The 19,092-nt window shown below is 56.5% G+C and carries 12 protein-coding genes; 3 read left to right on the forward strand and 9 right to left on the reverse strand.

Annotation, left to right across the window (positions count from 1 at the left end; all coding sequences use genetic code 11):
- Nucleotides 1-11: 11 nt before the first annotated feature.
- The 6 genes from MSL71_RS07995 to MSL71_RS08020 form a co-directional block, all read right to left on the reverse strand.
- The gene (locus MSL71_RS07995; RefSeq protein WP_180138542.1) at nt 12-2,108 is read right to left on the reverse strand and encodes a biotin/lipoyl-containing protein; all 2,097 of its coding nucleotides are present in this window, start codon (nt 2,106-2,108) and stop codon (nt 12-14) included.
- Nucleotides 2,109-2,126: 18 nt separating this feature from the next.
- The gene (locus MSL71_RS08000; RefSeq protein ID WP_180138544.1) at nt 2,127-2,363 is read right to left on the reverse strand and encodes an OadG family protein; all 237 of its coding nucleotides are present in this window, start codon (nt 2,361-2,363) and stop codon (nt 2,127-2,129) included.
- A 779-nt stretch (nt 2,364-3,142) separates the two neighbouring features.
- Entirely contained in the window at nt 3,143-4,324 is a 1,182-nt protein-coding gene (locus tag MSL71_RS08005; RefSeq protein ID WP_180138546.1) for a pyridoxal phosphate-dependent aminotransferase, read from the reverse strand.
- Between the two features lie 549 nt (nt 4,325-4,873).
- Nucleotides 4,874-6,001, reverse strand: coding sequence for a tRNA guanosine(34) transglycosylase Tgt (tgt, locus tag MSL71_RS08010; protein ID WP_180138548.1), 1,128 nt, complete (start codon nt 5,999-6,001; stop codon nt 4,874-4,876).
- Nucleotides 6,002-6,433: 432 nt separating this feature from the next.
- Nucleotides 6,434-7,486, reverse strand: coding sequence for a tRNA preQ1(34) S-adenosylmethionine ribosyltransferase-isomerase QueA (gene queA / locus MSL71_RS08015; protein ID WP_180138550.1), 1,053 nt, complete (start codon nt 7,484-7,486; stop codon nt 6,434-6,436).
- Between the two features lie 3 nt (nt 7,487-7,489).
- The gene (locus MSL71_RS08020; protein WP_343052572.1) at nt 7,490-7,753 is read right to left on the reverse strand and encodes a DUF2065 domain-containing protein; all 264 of its coding nucleotides are present in this window, start codon (nt 7,751-7,753) and stop codon (nt 7,490-7,492) included.
- 313 nt (nt 7,754-8,066) lie between these two features.
- Between MSL71_RS08020 and gatB the strand changes: the two genes are divergently transcribed.
- Nucleotides 8,067-9,512, forward strand: coding sequence for an Asp-tRNA(Asn)/Glu-tRNA(Gln) amidotransferase subunit GatB (gatB, locus tag MSL71_RS08025; protein WP_180138551.1), 1,446 nt, complete (start codon nt 8,067-8,069; stop codon nt 9,510-9,512).
- Nucleotides 9,513-9,900: 388 nt separating this feature from the next.
- On the opposite strand, the gene MSL71_RS08030 is transcribed toward gatB, so the two are convergent.
- Complete coding sequence (locus MSL71_RS08030; RefSeq protein ID WP_180138553.1) at nt 9,901-11,145, reverse strand: hypothetical protein; 1,245 nt, start codon at nt 11,143-11,145, stop codon at nt 9,901-9,903.
- A gap of 536 nt (nt 11,146-11,681) precedes the next feature.
- On the opposite strand from MSL71_RS08030, the gene MSL71_RS08035 reads away from it, so the two are divergent.
- Both MSL71_RS08035 and sat read left to right on the forward strand, forming a co-directional pair.
- Nucleotides 11,682-13,124 carry an FG-GAP repeat domain-containing protein gene (locus MSL71_RS08035; protein WP_180138555.1) on the forward strand — a complete coding sequence of 481 codons (1,443 nt, stop codon included), beginning with the start codon at nt 11,682-11,684 and terminating at the stop codon, nt 13,122-13,124.
- Nucleotides 13,125-13,504: 380 nt separating this feature from the next.
- Entirely contained in the window at nt 13,505-14,776 is a 1,272-nt protein-coding gene (sat, locus tag MSL71_RS08040; RefSeq protein WP_180138566.1) for a sulfate adenylyltransferase, read from the forward strand.
- Between the two features lie 710 nt (nt 14,777-15,486).
- On the opposite strand, the gene qmoC is transcribed toward sat, so the two are convergent.
- Complete coding sequence (qmoC, locus tag MSL71_RS08045) at nt 15,487-16,659, reverse strand: quinone-interacting membrane-bound oxidoreductase complex subunit QmoC (protein ID WP_180138568.1); 1,173 nt, start codon at nt 16,657-16,659, stop codon at nt 15,487-15,489.
- A 103-nt stretch (nt 16,660-16,762) separates the two neighbouring features.
- Nucleotides 16,763-19,087: an FAD-dependent oxidoreductase gene (locus MSL71_RS08050; RefSeq protein WP_180138570.1), complete on the reverse strand. Its 2,325-nt coding sequence runs from the start codon at nt 19,085-19,087 to the stop codon at nt 16,763-16,765.
- Nucleotides 19,088-19,092 lie beyond the last annotated feature (5 nt).

The following is a 19,092-nucleotide window of genomic DNA, read 5'->3' on the forward strand; positions in this document are numbered from 1 at the left end:
GGAGGATCACCTTAAGCAATGGTGACCAGGCTCTGGCCGGATGCCACCTGATCGCCCGCGGAAACAGCCACGCTGGTGACGGTGCCGTCAACGGGGGCCTTGACCTCCACTTCCATCTTCATGGCTTCCTGAACGAGAAGCGTGTCTCCGGCTTTCACGGCGCTGCCGTTTCCAACCAGGACCTTGATCACGGCACCGGGCATCTGCGCCTTCACCTCTTCGCCTGCCCCGGCGGGGGCGGCAGGTGCTGGTGCAGGGGCGGCCGCGGCAGCAGGAGCTGCGGCTACGGCGGGAGCGCCGGCGGTTTCGATCTGGATGAGGACCTGATCGGCAGTCACCTGGTCTCCGGTGGCCACGAGGATATCGGCCACGGTACCGTCCACGGGGGCTTTCACCTCCACTTCCATTTTCATGGCTTCCTGGACGAGCAGGGTGTCACCGGCCTTGACCTGGGCACCCTTGGCAGCAGAGATGCGTACCACGGCGCCGGGCATCTGGGCCTTGACCGCTTCTTTCACGCCGGGGGCCGCAGGGGCGGCTGCGGCAACAGGAGCGGCGGCGAGGCCTTCGGCCACATTGACGTTGTAGGCCTTTCCGTTGACCACGGCGGTGTTGCCGTCGATTTTGACAGCGTAGGTGCTGCCGCCAACGGTGACGGTGTAGCCGTCCGGGGCTGCCTTGGCTTCGGCCTTGGGTGCTTCGGCCACGTTCTTGCGAACGCCGATGGTGGCTTTGCCCAGAAGGTAGTTGATGCCCTTGTCGCCACAAGCGCCCGCGATGAAGATGTTTTCATCGGTGGTGGGCAGGCCGTTCTCTTCGAGCTTTTTCTTGGCAGACGGGATGCCCTTGTTGGGATCCTCCTCGTTGATGTCGAGGGGGCTGCGGGTGGTGGGCTCAAGGCCCAGCTGCTCGGAGGCGATCTTGATGATTTCGGCATCGGGGGGCACGGGGGTCTTGCCGAAGTAGCCGAGGACCATTTTGCCGTAGCCTTCGGCGATCTTCTTCCACTTGCCCATCATGACGTTGTTGAAGGCCTGCTGGAAGTAGAACTGGCTCACGGGGGTTACGGAGGTACCGAAACCGCCCAGGCGAACCACCTCGTCCATGGCTTCGATGATCTCGGGGAAGCGGTCCATGATGTTGTTGTCACGCATCATCTGGGAGTTGGCCGTAAGGGCGCCGCCGGGCATGGGAGACCAGGGAATGATGGGCTCGACAGCCTTGGCTTCGGGGGGCAGGAAGTAGTCCTTCATGCACTCTTTGAAGACTTCCTCGGCCTCACGGATCTTGTCGATGTCGCAGTCCAGCTCGTACTCGGTGCCGCGCAGGGCGTGCCACATGGTCATGATGTCGGGCTGGCAGGTACCGCCGGAGCAGGGAGCCATGGAGAGGTCGATGATGTCCACGCCCGCGTCCAGGGCGGCCTTGTACCCGATGACACCGATACCGGCGGTGTCGTGGGTGTGGAACTGAACAGGAATGTCCGCCGGAATGATCTCCTTGGCCCGCTTGATGGTCTCGTAGACCGTTGACGGGAAGCTGGTGCCGGAGGCATCCTTGAAGCAGATGGAGTGGTACGGGATGTCCGCATCCATGATCTGCTTGAGCATGTCGACGTAGAAATCGGCGTCGTGGGCGCCGGTACAGCCCGGAGGCAGGGCCATCATGGAGATGACCACCTGATGGTTGAGGCCTGCTTCGGCGATGCACTGGCCGCTGTAGATAAGGTTGTTGACGTCGTTCAAGGCATCGAAGTTACGGATGGTGGAGATGCCGTGCTTCTTGAACATCTGCGCGTGCAGCTTGATCATGTCCTTGGGCTGGGAGTCCAGGGCCACCACGTTGATGCCTCGCGCCAGGGTCTGCAGGTCGGCGTCGGGGCCAGCGGCCGCGCGGAACCTGTCCATCATATCAAAGGCGCACTCATTGCTGTAAAAATAGAGTGCCTGAAACCGCGCGCCGCCGCCTGCTTCAAAGTAGTTGCAGCCCGCTGCGGCTGCCGCTTCAACGGCAGGCATAAAATCGTCAGTAAATACTCGCGCTCCGTAGACCGACTGAAAACCATCACGAAACGCTGTGTTCATGAAACGAACTAATTTCTTAGCCATAATCTTCTATCCCTTTCGTTAGCTGCGCGCGCAGGCTTTTACAGCCGCAATGGCCACCGCGATTTCAGTCAGGTCATCTCCAGCCTTTTGAAACACTGCGGTTTTTGGTTTTTCCAAAGGTCCACCCGTCACTTCGGCATCGGTAAATCGCTCTAATACCTTTGCCGAGATTTTCATTGCGTAGACCAGGAGGGTCAGAAATGCGAAGACCACCCCCATGCCTGCAACCATCAATCCCAGACCTTCAACTATCATACTCTATCCCCTCCACATAATAATCGATGTCTTTGACCGGAGGCGTTTCACGTGTGGGTTCACAGGGGTGAATGTGCGGGGTCGACGGTGCGGTCGATACATCCCGCGGCAGGCAATAAAGCCACGCCCGGTGCGAAAGCATCTTTTCTCATGATGATGCCGTGTTGCCACGGCATCCATGTATGCCGAACGGCACCTGCCCGTATCCCATCGGGCAGGGGGCATTCGCGCATCAATCTTCAATATCGGTAAAGGCGGGCCAAGTCCCCGAAAAATCGGTAGTCAATGGGCCCTCAGGGGGCAGTACTCCCTTGGGGTGACACGTGTCACCTTGAGACGGCTCCCAATTCCTTTTTTGTCGTCAGACGTACGTTAAATGTGTCGTTCAGATCGAGGTATTGGCCATGTAGGCACTGAAAGTATATTACTAGAATCGAACAATTTTGTATATTTGGGCGACAATGTCAAGTAAAAAAATTCGAGCTATTGTAGGATGATACCTTGGAATTGACAGGGAGCGATGGGGCGGGGAACTTGGCAAGCAGTGGAATTCATGAATATTGGGTGCGAAAGGGGACGGGGTTGTGGTGACAGCCCATGGTGTAGCAGACCTTCACGGGCGGTGCGTTGATTGGTTCTTATTTCGTATGGTTGGGCAGAAGGCGGCTGGGGGCAGGTAAAAACCCGGCGGAAAGATGCGCGTGAAAAAACATCTTTCCGCCGGGTAACCGTTGAAAGGAATGTAAACGGAGTTTATCGCCGTTTTCCTCTGCGAGTAACTACTTGTATTTTTTCATCACCCTGGCAAATCCCGGGAGGGCCTCGGTGATGGTTTTCGCGTCCACGCAGAAAGAGATACGGAAATGGCCGGGCCCTGCGAATCCGCTGCCGGGCACCACGAGGATCAACTCCTCCTGGAGTTCCCGTACAAACTCCACGTCGTTTTCGATGGGGGCCTTGGGAAAGAGGTAAAAGGCCCCTTTGGGGGCGGTGAACTCATACCCGGCCTCGGTGAGGCCGTCCACCAGAAGCTCCCGGTTTTTTTCGTAAGGCGTCATGTCCACGTTGACGCCCTGGATGTCGGCGATGACCCGCTGCATGATGGCCGGAGCGTTTACATACCCCAGGATGCGGTTGCACAGGGCCAGGCCACCTAAGAAGAGGCCCTTGCCCTCGAAGTCGGGGTGGATGGCAATGTAGCCGATGCGCTCTCCGGGGATGGAGATGTCCTTGGAGTAGGAGGTCACCACCACGCTGTTGGCGTAACTGGTCATAATGGAGGGCACGGTGATCCCGGCATAGGTGATCTTTCGGTAGGGCTCGTCGGAGATGAGGACGATGGGGTGGCCGATGTCCCGGCTCTTGCGGGCCAGAAGGTCTCCCAGAGCATCAAGGCTCGCCTTGTCGTACACCTGGCCGGTGGGGTTGTTGGGGGTGTTGATGAGGACGGCCTTGGTCTTATCAGAAACGGCCTCTTCGATGGCGGACAGGTCCAGGGTGAAATCCGGGTTGGTGCGAACGGTCTTTACCACGCCCCCGTGGTTGTCTGCATAGAAATTGTACTCCACAAAGTAGGGAGCCGGGCAGATCACTTCGTCGCCGGGATCAAGGAGGGTCTTGAGAACCACGTTGAGGGCGCCGGCCGCTCCGCAGGTCATGACGATGTCGTTTTCATCCAGGGTGACCCCCTGCTGCTCGGAAACAAACCCGGCCACGGCCTCGCGCACAAAGGGGTAGCCGGTGTTGGGCATGTAGGAGTGGATGCCTTCACCGGAAGAGGCCGCCACCTTCATGAGGCTCTCCTTGAATTCAGCCGGGGGGGCGAGGTAGGGGTTGCCGAGGCTGAAGTCGTATACCTTGTCCGCTCCGTGCTCTGCCTTGAGGCGGGCTCCTTCCTCAAACATTTTGCGGATAAATGATGATTTTTCGATGGCACCCTTGATCTTGGTCGAAATGGTCATGAAATCCTCCGGTCCGTCTATCTCTTGTGGTGAATGAAAAGAACGCATATCAGCCACGAAGCCTGCGGTGTGTCCCGGGCAGGCGGTATCGTCGCGGCGTCCATGTTTTTACCTGGGAACCGATACGGCTGCTGCAAACCAAACGAAACGTTTGATGAGATCGGTGTGAATCACTTTTATTTCACAGGATGTGGAAAAAAATCAAAGAAATTTATCCATACGAAGGAAGGGACTGAGAAAACGGGGGGAGAATCGGCGTTGCTTATGCCTCATCGGGTAGTTGTTGGGAAACCCTTTGGTGGGTTGGACTAATGAAGCTTCATGCATCGCAAATCTTAGAAGCCCTGAAGCCGTATTGCGATTACAAGGCCCGTCAATGGTGCGCAAGCGCACCCTACAGTTGGTTGATGCTTCTGGCACCCTCGTGACAAGAGCGGACTCCGCTTGTATGCCGGAGGTTGGCCACCCTCTTCCGTAAGCAACGGGCGGAGCCCGTCATAGGGTTTCAAGGTGCCCCCACCTTGCCGCCGGAGGCACGTTTTTGTTTCACTACTGAATCCCGCCCTCCATGGCGGCGTAGAAGTCTTTGCGCCAAGCCATGAAGCGGTCTTCGAGGATGGCCTGCCTGATCTCTCCCACGAGGTTCATATAATAATGAAGGTTGTGGATGGTGTTGAGGCGGTAGGCCAGGAGCTCCTTGGATTTGTACAGGTGGCGCAGATAGGCCCTGGAGTAGTTGCGGCAGGTGTAGCAGGTGCACACAGGATCCAGGGGTTTTTCATCTTTCTGATACCGCTGGTTGGCGATGTTGAGGGCCCCTTCGGAGGTGAAGAGTTTGCCGTTTCGGGCATTGCGGCTGGGCATGACGCAGTCGAACATATCGGCGCCCATGGAGACCAGTTCCACGATATCCGATGGTGTGCCTACGCCCATGATGTAGCGAGGCTTCAGGTCCGGCATCTGGGCCAGGGTGTGCTCGCCCATCTCCATCATCAGGTCCTTGGGTTCGCCCACGGAGAGGCCGCCGATGGAGTAGCCGGGAAAATCGATGTCGCAGATCTGCTCCACAGACGCCGTGCGCAGGTCCTTGTACATGCCGCCCTGGACAATGCCGAAGGCGTTGTTGCGCAAGTTGGTCTCCTGCTGCCAGAAATCATAGCAGCGCTGGGCCCATCGGGTGGTGAGCTCCATGGACTCTTTGGTGGCCCTGTGGTCCGACGGGTAGGGCGTGCACTCGTCCAGGCACATCATGATGTCCGAGTCGATGTGGTTCTGCACCTCAATGGATTTTTCCGGGGTGAAGAGGTGTCGGGATCCGTCGATGTGGGACTGAAACGAGACCCCCTCTTCCGTACGTTTGGTGAGCTTGGCCAGGGAGAAAAACTGAAACCCCCCGCTGTCCGTTAAAATGGGGTGCTTCCATTTCATGAAATCATGGAGCCCGCCAAACACATCCAGCACTTCCGTGCCGGGCCGTAAATAAAGATGGTAGGTGTTGCCCAGGATGATCTGGGCCCCCGCTTCCTCCAGGTCCTCAACCGACACGGCCTTTACAGACCCCACCGTGCCCACCGGCATGAAAATGGGGGTTTTGATTTCCCCCCGACGCGTCTTGATGGTGGCTGCCCGCGCCCGACACTCTGTGGACTGGGCTTCTTTGGTATATGTAAGTCTCATGGTTTTCCTTAATGTAAAAGCTGCCTCCGGCGGGCAGTGGCTAAAGCCCCTGCACCCCAGGTTTGCGAATGCTCCAACCCTCGTTCCTCGGGTTATAACATTCGCTGACGGGCTTCGCCCGCGTAGAACAGGCTGTTTTCATATGACGGTTGCCTCCGGCGTTTGCCTGAAAGAGGTTGCTTGAAGTCGAAACGCTTTCACGGCTAATGAGGATACTGCTCACGTTACGATAACGTATCCTGTTACTTCGAGGCTTGTGACGCTGTTTGCATCAACCGATAGCGTTTGTATCGGGCGAAGCCCGAGCCGAAGGCCCTTGCTCTTTGGCTCGAGGAACGAGAGACAAAAAGCAAGGGCAATCAGCTTTCGAGGTGTTTTCGCTACAGTGGCTTCGCCACCCTCGCCGCCGGAGGCATGCTTTTTCGGTCCGCTTTAGTCAATAAACATCGCATCGCCATAGCTGAAGAAGCGGTATTTCAGCCTGACGGCTTCTTCGTAGGCGGTGAAGATGGTGTCTCTTCCGGCAAAGGCGGAGACGAGCATGAGGAGGGTCGACTCCGGGGTGTGGAAGTTGGTGACCATGGCGTCCACGCATTTGAACTGGTAGCCGGGATAGATAAAGATATCGCAGGGGCCGGCGCCGGGGGTAAGGGTGCCGTCTTTGGCAGTGGCAAACTCCAGGGTGCGCACCGAGGTGGTGCCCACGGCGATGACCCGGCGGCCTTCGGCTTTGGCGTTGTTCACGGCGGCTGCGGTGGCTTCGGAGACCTCGTACCATTCAGTGTGGATGGCGTGGTCCCGGATGTCGTCCACCCGCACGGGCTCGAAGGTGCCGTATCCCACGTGGAGGGTGAGTTCGGCGATCTCCACGCCCTTGGCTTTCAGGGTCTCCATGAGGTCGCCCGTAAAGTGGAGCCCTGCGGTGGGGGCGGCCACGGCCCCGCGGTTCTTGGCATACACCGTCTGGTAGGTCTTTTTGTCGAAGGCGTCCGCGTCCCGTTTGATATACGGGGGCAGGGGCATGTTGCCGTGGGTCTCAAGGAGGCGGTCAAAGTCGCCGTCACACGCAAACCGGAGGCGGTAAATACCCTGGTCAAAGCTTTCCACAACGGCGGAAAAACCGTCTCCGAAGCGAATGGGCGTGTCGGGCTTGACCCGCTTGGACGCCTTGAGCAGGCATCGGCAGGAGAAAGCCCCGTCGCGGTCCATGGCTGCCATGCCTTCCCGGTAGTCCAGGATCAGCACCTCCACCTTGCCGCCGGTCTCTTTGTGGCCGATGAGCCGGGCGGGGATGACGCTGGTGTTGTTGACGACCAGGAGGTCTCCTTTATTAAGGAGGCCCGAGAGGTCGGAAAAATGTCGATGGTGCCTTGCACCGGTGTGACGCTCCAGGTGCAGAAGCCTGGAGTCGGTACGGTTTTTTTCCGGGTGGCGTGCGATGAGTTCTTCCGGAAGGTCGAATCGATAATCACTGAGTTGGTACATCTCTTACATATTCCCCAGATAAACGAGGGCAAGCCCTCCAAGCATCATGAACAGCCCCATGCTTCTCAGGCGATTTTCCGGCTGGGCGGCCAGGGTCAGGAGAATCTGGCGGGCCCTGTTCGGGAATCCGAACCAGGGAAGTCCCTCAACAATCATCACCATTCCGATAACGCAAAGAAAATATTTCATATGGTCTGCCGTGCCTTGACACATCGGTGGGAGCGAGCGGTGTTCGTGGTTTGTCCCGTCCGGTGTGGTTCGTTTCATGTGCCGGTCACCTTGACGTCGGCGCAAAACAGTTTGAAAAACCCGTATTTATAGTATGGCGATCGGGGTTTGTCAAAACGTATATTTTTGGTATCCGTGTTTGGTGGCGAGGGGATGGGAAGGGCCGTGAGAGAGCGTGACGAGTCTGGTGGTGCGTAACGATCCGTCGGGCCGGGAAAGTCCCTCGGCCATGAATAAGGGTTTGTCATCAAACCTGAAATCTTCTATAATCCTTACTTTTATATACATACCGGTCTGTCGGCTTGATGGACCGGTTCTTTGTTATGATATCGCCCATGGAGCGGAGTCGGATATGGAATATGAAGTCGTCATTGGCCTTGAAATACATGCGCAGCTGAAAACCAAAACGAAAATCTTTTGCGGGTGCTCCACCGCCTTCGGGGCGGAGCCCAACAGCCAGACCTGCCCGGTCTGTACCGGCATGCCCGGGGTGCTTCCGGTGCTCAACAAAACCGCAGTGGCCTATGCGGCCAAGGCCGGGGTGGCAACCAACTGCACCATCAACCGGGTGAACCGCTTTGCCCGAAAGAACTATTTTTACCCGGATCTTCCCCTTGGCTACCAGATCACCCAGTTTGCCCTGCCCATTGCCGAGCACGGTCACTTGGACATCGAGCTCGAAGACGGTTCCACCAAGCGCATCGGCATTACCCGGATCCATATGGAAAACGATGCGGGCAAACTCAATCATGATCCCATGCGTCCCATCAGTCTGGTGAACCTCAACCGCGCCGGAGTGCCCCTCATCGAGATCGTCTCCGAACCGGATATGCGTTCTGCCCAGGAGGCCGGTGCCCTGGTCAGAAAAATCCATCAGCTCGTGCGCCACATCGGGGTATGCGACGGCAACATGGAAGAAGGGAGTCTGCGCTGCGACGCCAACGTCTCCCTGCGGCCTAAAGGGCAGGAAGAGTTCGGCACCCGCACCGAGATGAAGAACTTAAACTCCTTCAGGAACATCGAGCGGGCCATTCGCTATGAGATCAACCGTCAGGCTGATATTCTGGACAACGGCGGCGAGGTGATCCAGGAAACCCGCCTCTGGAACGCTGACAAGGAGATCTCCACCTCCATGCGCAGCAAGGAAGACGCCCACGATTACCGGTATTTCCCGGATCCCGATCTTCTGCCCGTGGTCATCGACGATGCCTGGTACGATGAAATCGCAGGCAGCCTGCCTGAGCTGCCCGATGCCATGAAGAAGCGTTACGTGGAAGAGCTGAACCTGCCTGCGGCGGATGCCGATGTCCTCACCTCGTCCATTGAGCTGGCCACCTACTTCGACAACTGCCTGGCAATCTTCGGCTCCAAGCCCAAGCAGGCCAAGATGGTTGCCAACTGGGTCATGGGCTCGGTCTTGGGGCTTCTGCACACCGACGGCATGGACCTCGGCAACGTGCCCGTGTCCCCAACGATGCTGGCAGGACTCCTCTCCCTTGTACAGGAGGATGTCATCAGCGGCACCATGGCCAAGACCGTCTTTGACGAGATGGCAGCCACCGGTAAAGAGGCCAAGGCGATTGTGGATGAAAAGGGCCTTGCCCAGGTCTCAGACACCTCTGAGATCGAAGGCATCGTGGACAAACTTCTGGCCGACAATCCCAAAGAGGTGGAGGCCTTCCGCGGCGGCAAGAAAAAGCTCATGGGCTTTTTCGTGGGGCAGGTCATGAAAGCCACCAAGGGCAAGGGCAATCCCAAGGTGGTGAATCAGCTCCTGAACGAGAAGCTGAATGGTTGATGGCCTGAAAAAGCAAACGTAAAACGTATAAAAAGCCTCCGGCGGCCCTGCCGGGGGCTAAACTTTTAAAAAGTTTAACAAACAGGTTTTTGCATACTTTTTCACCTGTTCGAGTGTTTCGGCTTGTCGGATGCTTTTGTGTTGACCAAATTAATACCATCTACTGATGGTGTCGGTAATATATGAAACCTCTGCTCATCCATGAGCAGGGGTTTTTTATTGGGTATGGGGAGAAAAAGGTTCTTTTGAAGACTTCCCGCTGAAACGCTTAGAGGAGGGAGTTAGGCTATGGCGGCAAGGGGGGGGAGGGCATGTTAGGAGATAAAAAAAAGGCCCGCCGAAAGGCGGGCCTTTTTTAAACTAACCGAAAATCTAAGTATTGCTTAAATTAGAAAGCAACGTTGATTTTGGCGTAGCTGTCGATGCGAGCCTGGGGGAAAGAGGAATCGTCGGCGTAGTCACCGTCAAGATAGGCAATACCGCAGGAAAGAGTGACAGCGTCAGTAGCCTTATAGAAGGCATTTGCGTCAAATTCGTAAGCCTTGTCGAAGGCGTACTTGAAGCTGACATCGCCGTCATCGTCAACAACAGTAGCTGTTTTGTAGTCGTCGTCCAGGTTGGTCATGGTGTAAGCCGCGGAAAAGTCAACACCCACTTTTTCAGTAATGGCTTTAGCTACCTTAACTCGAACGAGGCTGGCGCCATCGATGAGGATGTCATCGCCAAGGATTTCCATGGGGCAGAGTTCGTCACCAACATTGTAAACTACTGCATCGTCAGTGCCAGAGTAGAGGATGCCTGCATTGATGCTGAGGCCAGCAACAGTAGTGCCAGCGTCAACCCAAGCACCGAAAACGCTACCTTCGTTGGCGTCAATTTTGTCATCGGAGAAGTCGGCATAACCGAATTCAGACTCAATGCTGAAGGCGCCGAGTTTACCTGTGGCTGCAACCATGAAACGGGCTTCAGTTTTGTCATCCTTCTGGTTGTCACGGTAGTAGACAGCGGGCATGATGTCGAAGCCACCAGCCTTGGTCTTCAGGCCGAGGAGGTAGCCGTCTTCGTCAAGGTTGTCATCGGTAAGTTCATTTTCTTCAATTTTTTCGTTTTTCAGGACCAGGGTACCGAAGGAGAGGGCCTGATCGATCTGAACGAAGTAGTTCTTGTCGGCGTCATCGCCGAAGAGAGTACCCCAGGAATCACGGTTGCCGGAAACACCACCGGTGAAGGAGGTGCCGGTGGCGAACTTGTGGGTCAGGGTGGCGGTGGTGACCTGAAGGTGGTTCTGGGCTTCCCCGGAAACAGCAGTTCCGCTGGTAGTCGAGACAGTTTTGTCAGCGGCCTGAGAGACACCCGTTGTGACACCGATAGTGTCAGAGTTGGCAGCGCTGGAGCTCGTCCAATTTTCATCGAAGGCTTCAACAACGAGCTTGGCGGAGGTGGTTTCGTCCACGATGAAGTCGGTTTTAACTTCAAAGTCAGACTCGTAGTAGCTGTAGTTGTCAATCTTCTTGGAAGCTGACTGGTTGGCGTTGCCTTTGATGAAAAAAGAACCGCTCATCTTTACTTCTGCGAAGGCAGGAGCGCTGATGAAAAGGCCGGCGAGCATTGCAGCGAACACTTTCTTGAACATTAATAAATCTCCTTATCGTTCAGGTTTCAAATAGTCCCCCGGCGCGTTGGCATTCTTAGCTTCGGACAGGTCCCTGAAGGCGCGTCAGACCGATCGCAAGGCTCCATGCGCGGCATTGCCGGTGTTGACCATGACTCCGGTTTCGCAGGAAGGTAGCACCATACTGTTTGGAAATCGTTAGAAAAATACGAAGATTTCCGGGGTGTAACAACAAGCAGCAACCGGATAACATAAAGCAACACATCCATTATGTTACCTTAATTAAGATTAAGTTTTTAAAAAATTTCAATGGGAATGTCAATATAATTTTACGATTTTAGAAGGGTGTTCTTCGAGAGAATCATTAATAAAAACAGTTCGGTGGCGAGACGTGGTTTTGCGGGTAGAAAAAACTTCACCCAACGTGGATATGATGATAGTCTAAAAAAAGTGAAGTTTCTGTGTATTGTCAATACACTACTTATGTAAAGCGACCTTATATAAAATAGGTATGAACACGGCGTATTTGCCGGGAGAGGATGTCTATGAGATTCCACATGAAGAAGCGGGTTGCCGGTATGGTGGCAACCATGGTCCTCCTGCTGGGGGGGACGGCCATGGGGGCCCAGCCCTGCCTGTCCATTGACGAGGTGGCCTACAACGGACCCGAAGCGAGCGGGTACCTGAAAACCGGCGTGGCCCAGATGGTGGCCAACCGACTCGGGGAGGCAGGGGTCTCCGTTCTTACTGAGTGTGACGGCCCCTCCCTTGATATCAGCGTCACCCTGTTCGGCGGTACCGCCAACCTCGGCGCCTCCATGGAGCAAAAGGGCTTCCATTTTTCCCGATCAGGCACCGAAGCCGAGCTCATCGGTTTTGTGGGTGAGCTGGCAGATGAGGTGGCCGGCAAAATGACTGCCGGAGTGGAAGCGCCCAAGGCATCATCGGTGCCTGCACCGGTTGTAAAAAATGAGGTGGCAACTCCTGCGCCTGCTCCCACCGAAGAAGATTCCGTGCGAAGCGATATTTTTTCCATGGAGGTCCAGAGCGTGGTTGCTGCGGACTTGAACGGAGACGGGGTGGTGGAAGCCGTGGCCGCAACAAGGGGGACCCTGTTTCTCCTGAACGTGTCTAAAAAAGCCATTGCCGAGTCTGGCCGGGTGAGTTACCCCGATTACCTCAAGCCGGTTCGTTTGGATACCCTTGATTTTGACGGAGACGGCAATGCAGAGGTTCTGCTTTCTACCGTTCACTCCGTGAACCAGGACCCCTTTACTCTGGTGTTCAGGCATGATGGGACCTCCCTTGTTCAGGTGGGGAAACCCGCACCGTTTCTTTCGGCTGTTGTGACCCTGCCCGAGGGCGGCCGCGCTTGCATCGCCCAGAGACTCGACGGCATCGATTATTGGGGCGATATTCATCGGGTGAGCTTAGAGGCCAAGGGACTTGAACTGGGACAGCCTCTGGAGATGAATGATGCCTTCCATGTCCTGGGGTGGGACACGGCCCCTGTATTGAAAGGCGATGGCAACGGGTACTTTCTTCTGTCTGAAGGTGGGCGTCTTGGTTTCTGGAATGACGCCACGGCCACTGCCAGTGTCTACCGGAGTGATGAAAATTTCGGGGGGTCCCGATTCTTCCTGACTAAGGCTGAAGGGTCCAAGAAACAGGAAGAAAGGCGCTACCTGGTTTCTCGCGTTAAATCCGTGGGCCACGGTAACCTTAAAGGGGTGGGCGTTCTTAAGCATAAAGACTCTCTGGGGCATTTTTTCCAAGGCATGAAGCGTTACAAGAACGGTCAGGTCGTGGTTGTGGGCTGGAACGGCTATGAGCTGGCACCGGTTGCAAGCTCGGCAGCCTTCAAGGGGTTCCTGATCGATTTTGATATCGTGGATATCGACGGAGACGGCGAGCTGGAGGTCTTCGGTGGCGTCCTCAACAAAAAGGCCGGCCTTTCCGGGAAGGGCCGCTCCTACTTTGTTTTGTCTCCCCTGAAGTAATTCAAAGGGGACAGATCCATCCGTAAAGGCTGATTTGACATCAAAAAGACGGCACCGCTCCTTATCATCAAGGGGCGGTGCCTTTTTTTTGGCCTTTTTTCATGCCGGTTGTTGTCCCTACAGGTGGTGTGGCGGTTTTGAAAATGCACCATATGGGGTGAAAAAACAATCAACCGGTCAAAAATAAAGCGGAATTGTGAATGCGATAAAACTTTTATCATCATCTGTGTTGATGAAAGTCCTAAATTCAACTTGACAAAGTCGGCCTTGTTTCCTATTCATCTACTTTAATAATAGAGATAACGCACATGAAGTAAATGTGAAGAACATTTATTCGAATTATATCCAAGTCATTTTTTTTAATGAAAGGAGACGTGCTCATGTCCAACTTAGTTGCTCCCCATGGTGGGAAAGGCCTGACCATTTGCCTTCTCGAAGGTGCTGAAAAGGAAGCTGAACTCAAAAAAGCCGAAGGGCTCAAGAAAATCACCATCAGCCCCCGCGCCGAAGGCGACCTCATCATGATGGGCATCGGTGGTTTCAGCCCCCTTACCGGTTTCATGACCAAAGCCGACTGGAAAGGTGTTTGCGACGATTTCCTCCTGGCTGACGGGACCTTCTGGCCCATCCCCGTGACCCTCGACGCCTCCAAAGAAGACGCTGACGCCATCACCGACGGCGAAGAGATTGCCCTTGTGACCGCCGAAGGCGAGATCATGGCTACCATGAAGGTCACCGAAAAGTACGAGATGACCGAAGCCGACAAGCGCTACGAGTGCGAGAAGGTCTTCATGGGCGAAGGCACTCCCACTGCAGAAGAGTTCTGGAAAATCGCTGAAGACGATCACCCCGGCGTTCAGATGGTTATGAAGCAGAAGGCTTTCAACCTGGCCGGTCCCGTGAAGGTTCTCTCCGAAGGCGACTACCCCGAGAAGTACAAGGGTGTTTACCTGACCCCCGCACAGTCCCGTGCCATCTTCGAAGAGCGCGGCTGGAAAACCGTTGCTGCCCTGCAGCTCCGTAACCCCATGCACCGTTCCCACGAGTACCTGGCCAAGCTTGCTGCCGAGGTATGCGACGGCGTGTTCATCCACTCCCTCGTGGGCAACCTGAAGCCCGGCGACATCCCCGCGGAAGTACGCGTAAAATGCATCGATACCCTGGTTGACAAGTACTTCGTCAAAGAGAACGTTCTCCAGGGCGGGTATCCCCTTGACATGCGTTACGCTGGCCCCCGTGAAGGCCTCCTCCACGCCACCTTCCGTCAGAACTACGGTGTCTCCAAGATGATCATCGGTCGTGACCACGCTGGTGTTGGCGACTTCTACGGCATGTTCGAAGCCCAGGATCTCTTCGACAAGATCCCCATGCCCGAAGATGCAGGCAAGCGTCTCCTCTGCGAGCCCCTGAAGATCGACTGGACCTTCTACTGCAAGAAGTGCGACGGCATGGCTTCCCTGCGTACCTGCCCCCACAGCAAAGAAGACCGCGTTATCCTTTCCGGCACCATGCTGCGTAAAGGCCTCTCCGAAGGCACCGAGATTCCCGATCACTTCGGTCGTGAAGAAGTTCTCGTCATCCTCCGCGAGTACTATGCCGGTCTCACCGAAAAAGTTGAGATCAAAACCCACGCTGCCGCTCTCGGTAAATAGCATGGGTGGTCACTCCTGACGGGGTGAAATAATAGGTTTGCTTGTCAAAGGGCGGTGCAGTGATGCACCGCCCTTTTTTTATGCCTCCGGTCAGGGCCGTCGGAGTTTTTGCCTTTGAAACACATACCACACCCATACGCCAATGCCCTGAAAGCGTGTGCATGGTGTCTGCTCCATGCATTTGCCACAGAGCTTCAAGGTGCCCCCACCTTGCCGCCGGAGCCTGTTACTCCATTCGCTTGAACCATAGAAGGCTTCGTCTGAATCGTTATTCGTCGGAACATAGACGGAATGCCAGGTGGCGAGGAAAGGGGAGTGCCGCACCCGTCACCATGGGTGTGAACCGTCTTGAATGCCACAACGTGGGCGCATACAGAATCCAGAGAGTCTGTGGGCATGTCAGTCTTTATAAGTGTAAGATGGCTGCTCAAGGTGTCAGACAGGCTCAAAATGGAATGAATTCTTATTCAGATATGGAAGGGGTACGGCGATGGTGAAACCCTTACTATGAGCGTTTTTGGTTTTCCTGTGGATATTGGGTAGGCATTGGAGAACGAAACTGCCGGGAAGGTGAGGCGGTTCTGGAAGGAATTGGGTCTGCCATGGTTTTTGAGGCATTGGCCATGCCCCGTTCGGTATGGTAAACCCAAAAAAAAGGAGAGCCGCGCTTTGCGCGGCTCTCCTTTTTTATTCAGATGCAGCTTCAGCCACTACTGGCGGTTTGCATACTCTGCGTAGGTCATGCCCACAATGCGGTAAACAAAGTGTGCCAGCTTGGAGAAGGGCACATACGCAAAGAGGTGGAAGACCGCGATCAGGTGGATGTAGTAGAGCAGGTAGGTCCCGAAGGTGCTGCCTGCCAGGCGGGCCATCTCCGTGAGGAGACCGGTGGCGCCCAGGAGAACAACCAGGCCGAGGAGGTACCAGTCTTTGTAGTTGCTGGTCTTATCCTTGCCGAGTCGGTCCTTGATCATCAGGGCTGCGCCCAGGACGATGAGGATACCGCCCAGGTTACCGAACCACTTGAGGGGGTTGACCTGAGAGTAGGGGCCTGCACTCCCAACCACATAGAGAAGGAAGAAGCCGATGCTGGTGGCGATAAAGCAACCCACAAACCCGTAGAGGACCATCATGTGAGCGGTGCCGCGAGCTTTGTTCTCTCCGCACTCGTTGAACTGGGTGTGCTTGAGGATCTTGGGAATCACGGCGGGGATGGTTTTCAGGAATGCCTTGATGTCCAGGTCCTGCTTGTCGGTTTTGCCTTCGGTCAGGGCGTTTTCGTGCATGTCGTTGAGCATGCGCTTGAGGCCGAGGTAGAAGACGGTAACTGCGGCAATGGCAAGGGGGATAAAGGTAAGGTCCACCAGCCAGGAGGAGATGAACCGGGCCTGGGCGATGGGGGCGTCGGTGTGGTGCACCCAGTGAGCGCCGAAAAAGCCGAAGAGCTTTTCCATGGTGCCGCCCATGGTCATGGTGATGATGGCCATGAGGGCGAACCAGGCCGCGGGAATGGCTGTAAGGATCCAGAACTTGCTCTTGTCGGTGACCATTTTGGCCAGCTTTTTGGGCTGGGCGTACTCGGTAATGGCATAGGAGCGAATGGCCGAGAGCACGTCGCCGGGCTGAGCCCCTCGGGGGCACAGGGTGGAGCAGTCTCCGCACTCATGGCAGAGCCAGATGTCGGCGCTTCCCACCAGGCGATCCTTGAGGCCCCAGGAGGCCGCAATCATCTCTTTTCGGGGAAAGGGTGAGTTTTCGGGGGCGATGGGACATGCCACGGCGCAGGTTGCACACTGAAAACACTTCTTCAGGGAGTCGCCACCGAGTCCCACCACTTCATCAATGAACTCCAGGTTTGGATTCACAAGGGTTTTATCGGACATGAGAATTCCTCCTCATCGTTTTCTGCGTTAGAAACTCGCTTGAAGGGGCCTCCCCCGAAAGCATCAGGGGAGGCTCCGATCATTGCATCATAAGAGCCGGGTCTTAGAAGCCCTTGAAGGGGTTCGGACCCAGGGCCACCACCTGCTCGACAAAGCCGTTGACGATTTCAGGCAGCTTGTCTGCCTCGTCGATGGCAATTTCGAACTGGGCCACGCGCTCTTCCTCGAGGGCGAGGGAGGCCAGGGCGTCGCCGATCTTTTTCATACGGACATCGGCCAGCTCAGAGCCTTTGACGAAGTGGCACTGGTAGTCGTCCCCGTGCTTGCAGCCGAGGAGGAAGACACCGTCCATGCCCTGGGAGAGGGCGTCCTTGATCCAGACCACGTTGACGGAACCCAGGCAACGAACCGGGATGAAGCGAATCTGGGCGTCAACGCCGAGTTTCTTCATGGCGGCCATGTCCAGGGCGGGCAGAGCGTCGTTCTCGCAGATCAGGCCCAGGATACGCATGGGGGGCTCGTAGTAGTCGTCCTCGGAGGGAACCCAGACGGACTTGACCTGGGAGCCCACGGAGTCGATGCTGTAATCGGCAAAGCCGATGATACGCTCGGGGCAGGCACCCATGCAGGTACCGCAGCGACGGCAACGCGTGGGGTTGGGTTTCGGGGTCCCGCGCTCGTCGTCGTCCAGGGCGCCGAAGGGGCACTCTTCGGTGCAGCGCTTGCACTGGGTACAGCGCTGGAAGAAGAAGTCCGGGAAGGTCATGTCCCCGCTTCGGGGGTGGACTGCCACGCCGCGGTTGACGGACTCAAGGCACTGGATGGCCTTGAGGGCCGCACCGGAGGCATCCTCGATGGACTCTTCCATGGTCTGGGCCCGGCGGATGGCGCCGGCGGCGTAGATGCCGGTACGCTGGGTTTCGTAGGGGAAGCAGATGAAGTTGGAGTCTGCGTATCCGTCGAAGATGTCGTTGTCGCGGAAGCCGGGACCCTGGCGGTAGGCCAGGTTGATGACGGCGTCGTCCACGGTGACCGGGACCATACCGGCGGCCACGACCACGAGGTCGGCCTTCACCTTGAGGTTGTCGCCCAGAAGGGTGCCGTTGGCTTCAACGGTAAAGGCTTTGCCTTCTTTGGTAACGGAGGCGATGTCGCCCTTGGTCATGAAGACCCCGTTGTCCTGCTGCATGCTCTTGTAGAACTCCTCGGTAAGACCCGGGGTGCGCATGTGCTGGTAGAAGATGTATGCCTTGCCGTCTTCGTAGTCTTCACGGACGTACTTGGCCTGCTTCAGGGCCACGAGGCTGGTAACGGAACCGGCGTACTCGAAGTCGCGGTCGCTGCCGGCACCGGGGCTCTGGATGAAGACCACGTTCTTGGCCTCTTTGCCGTCGGAGGGGCGAGTCAGCTTGCCTGCGGCTGCCATCTCTTCAAACTGGGCGTTGGTGATCACATCGGGATCGTCGATGGAGAGGTGGGGGTATGCCTCGGCGGTGAGCTCGGCGGGGCGCCAGCCGGCGGCCAGGATCACGGCACCGAATTGTTCCCCTTCGGGGTCGAGGTGGAGGATGTCCTCACGGCCTTCGTTGTACTCTTTGTACTTTTCAGCCAGGGCTTCGGCGTCCAGCTCGTTGCCGGCCTCATCCACCTTCATCTCCTCGGGAAGGGGGAAGGGCACGTCAAAGGGGATCTTCTCACCGGGCTTTTTAAGGGTCACGGTGAAGTCACCGGGCTGACCGGCGATACGGGCCACCACCGTGCTGGTCTTGACGGTGATGTTGGAGAAGCCGTCAAGCTTGGCGAGGGTGTCGCCGATGACCGGAGGCAAGAGCTCGGTGTAGGGCTCGCCCTGGGGCATCTGCTTGCGCATCTTGGCTGCCCAGCCGCCCAGCTTGGCCTCTTTTTCCACAATGGTGACGTCGGCGCCGGTTTTGGCTGCGTCGATGGCCGCGTTGATACCGGTGATGCCGCCGCCGATAACCAGGATTTTGTTGCTCTGGTTCTCAAGCTTGAAGGGCTCGGGCTGCTCGATCTTCTCGAGGCGTGCCAGGCTCATGCGCATGTAGTCGTTGGCGGCCAGCTGGATGTTGTCCACAAAGTAATCGTCGTCTTCGGGACCTTTGGCCGGGTACTTCTCGCGGCTCATGCTCCAGACCACCTGCTCGCGGATGCTGGCGCGGTCCACCAGGCAGTCGTCCCACTTGAAGATGTCGTAGTTGACCCGGCGGGAGCAGGCGTTGATGGACAGTGCGTTGACGCCGTCTTTGACGTCGGCGTTGAGCATCTCAAGGCCCTCTTTGCCGCAGAGGCATTCGTGACGCTTGACGGTGTAGCCCTCGTCCTCAGCCACACCCGCCAGCTCGTCGATATTGAGGACATCGCCGATTCCACAACCTGTGCAGATATATACACCATATTTTTTTGCCATGGTTA

It is taken from the genome of Desulfoluna butyratoxydans (assembly GCF_900699765.1).
Lineage (GTDB): Bacteria > Desulfobacterota > Desulfobacteria > Desulfobacterales > Desulfolunaceae > Desulfoluna > Desulfoluna butyratoxydans.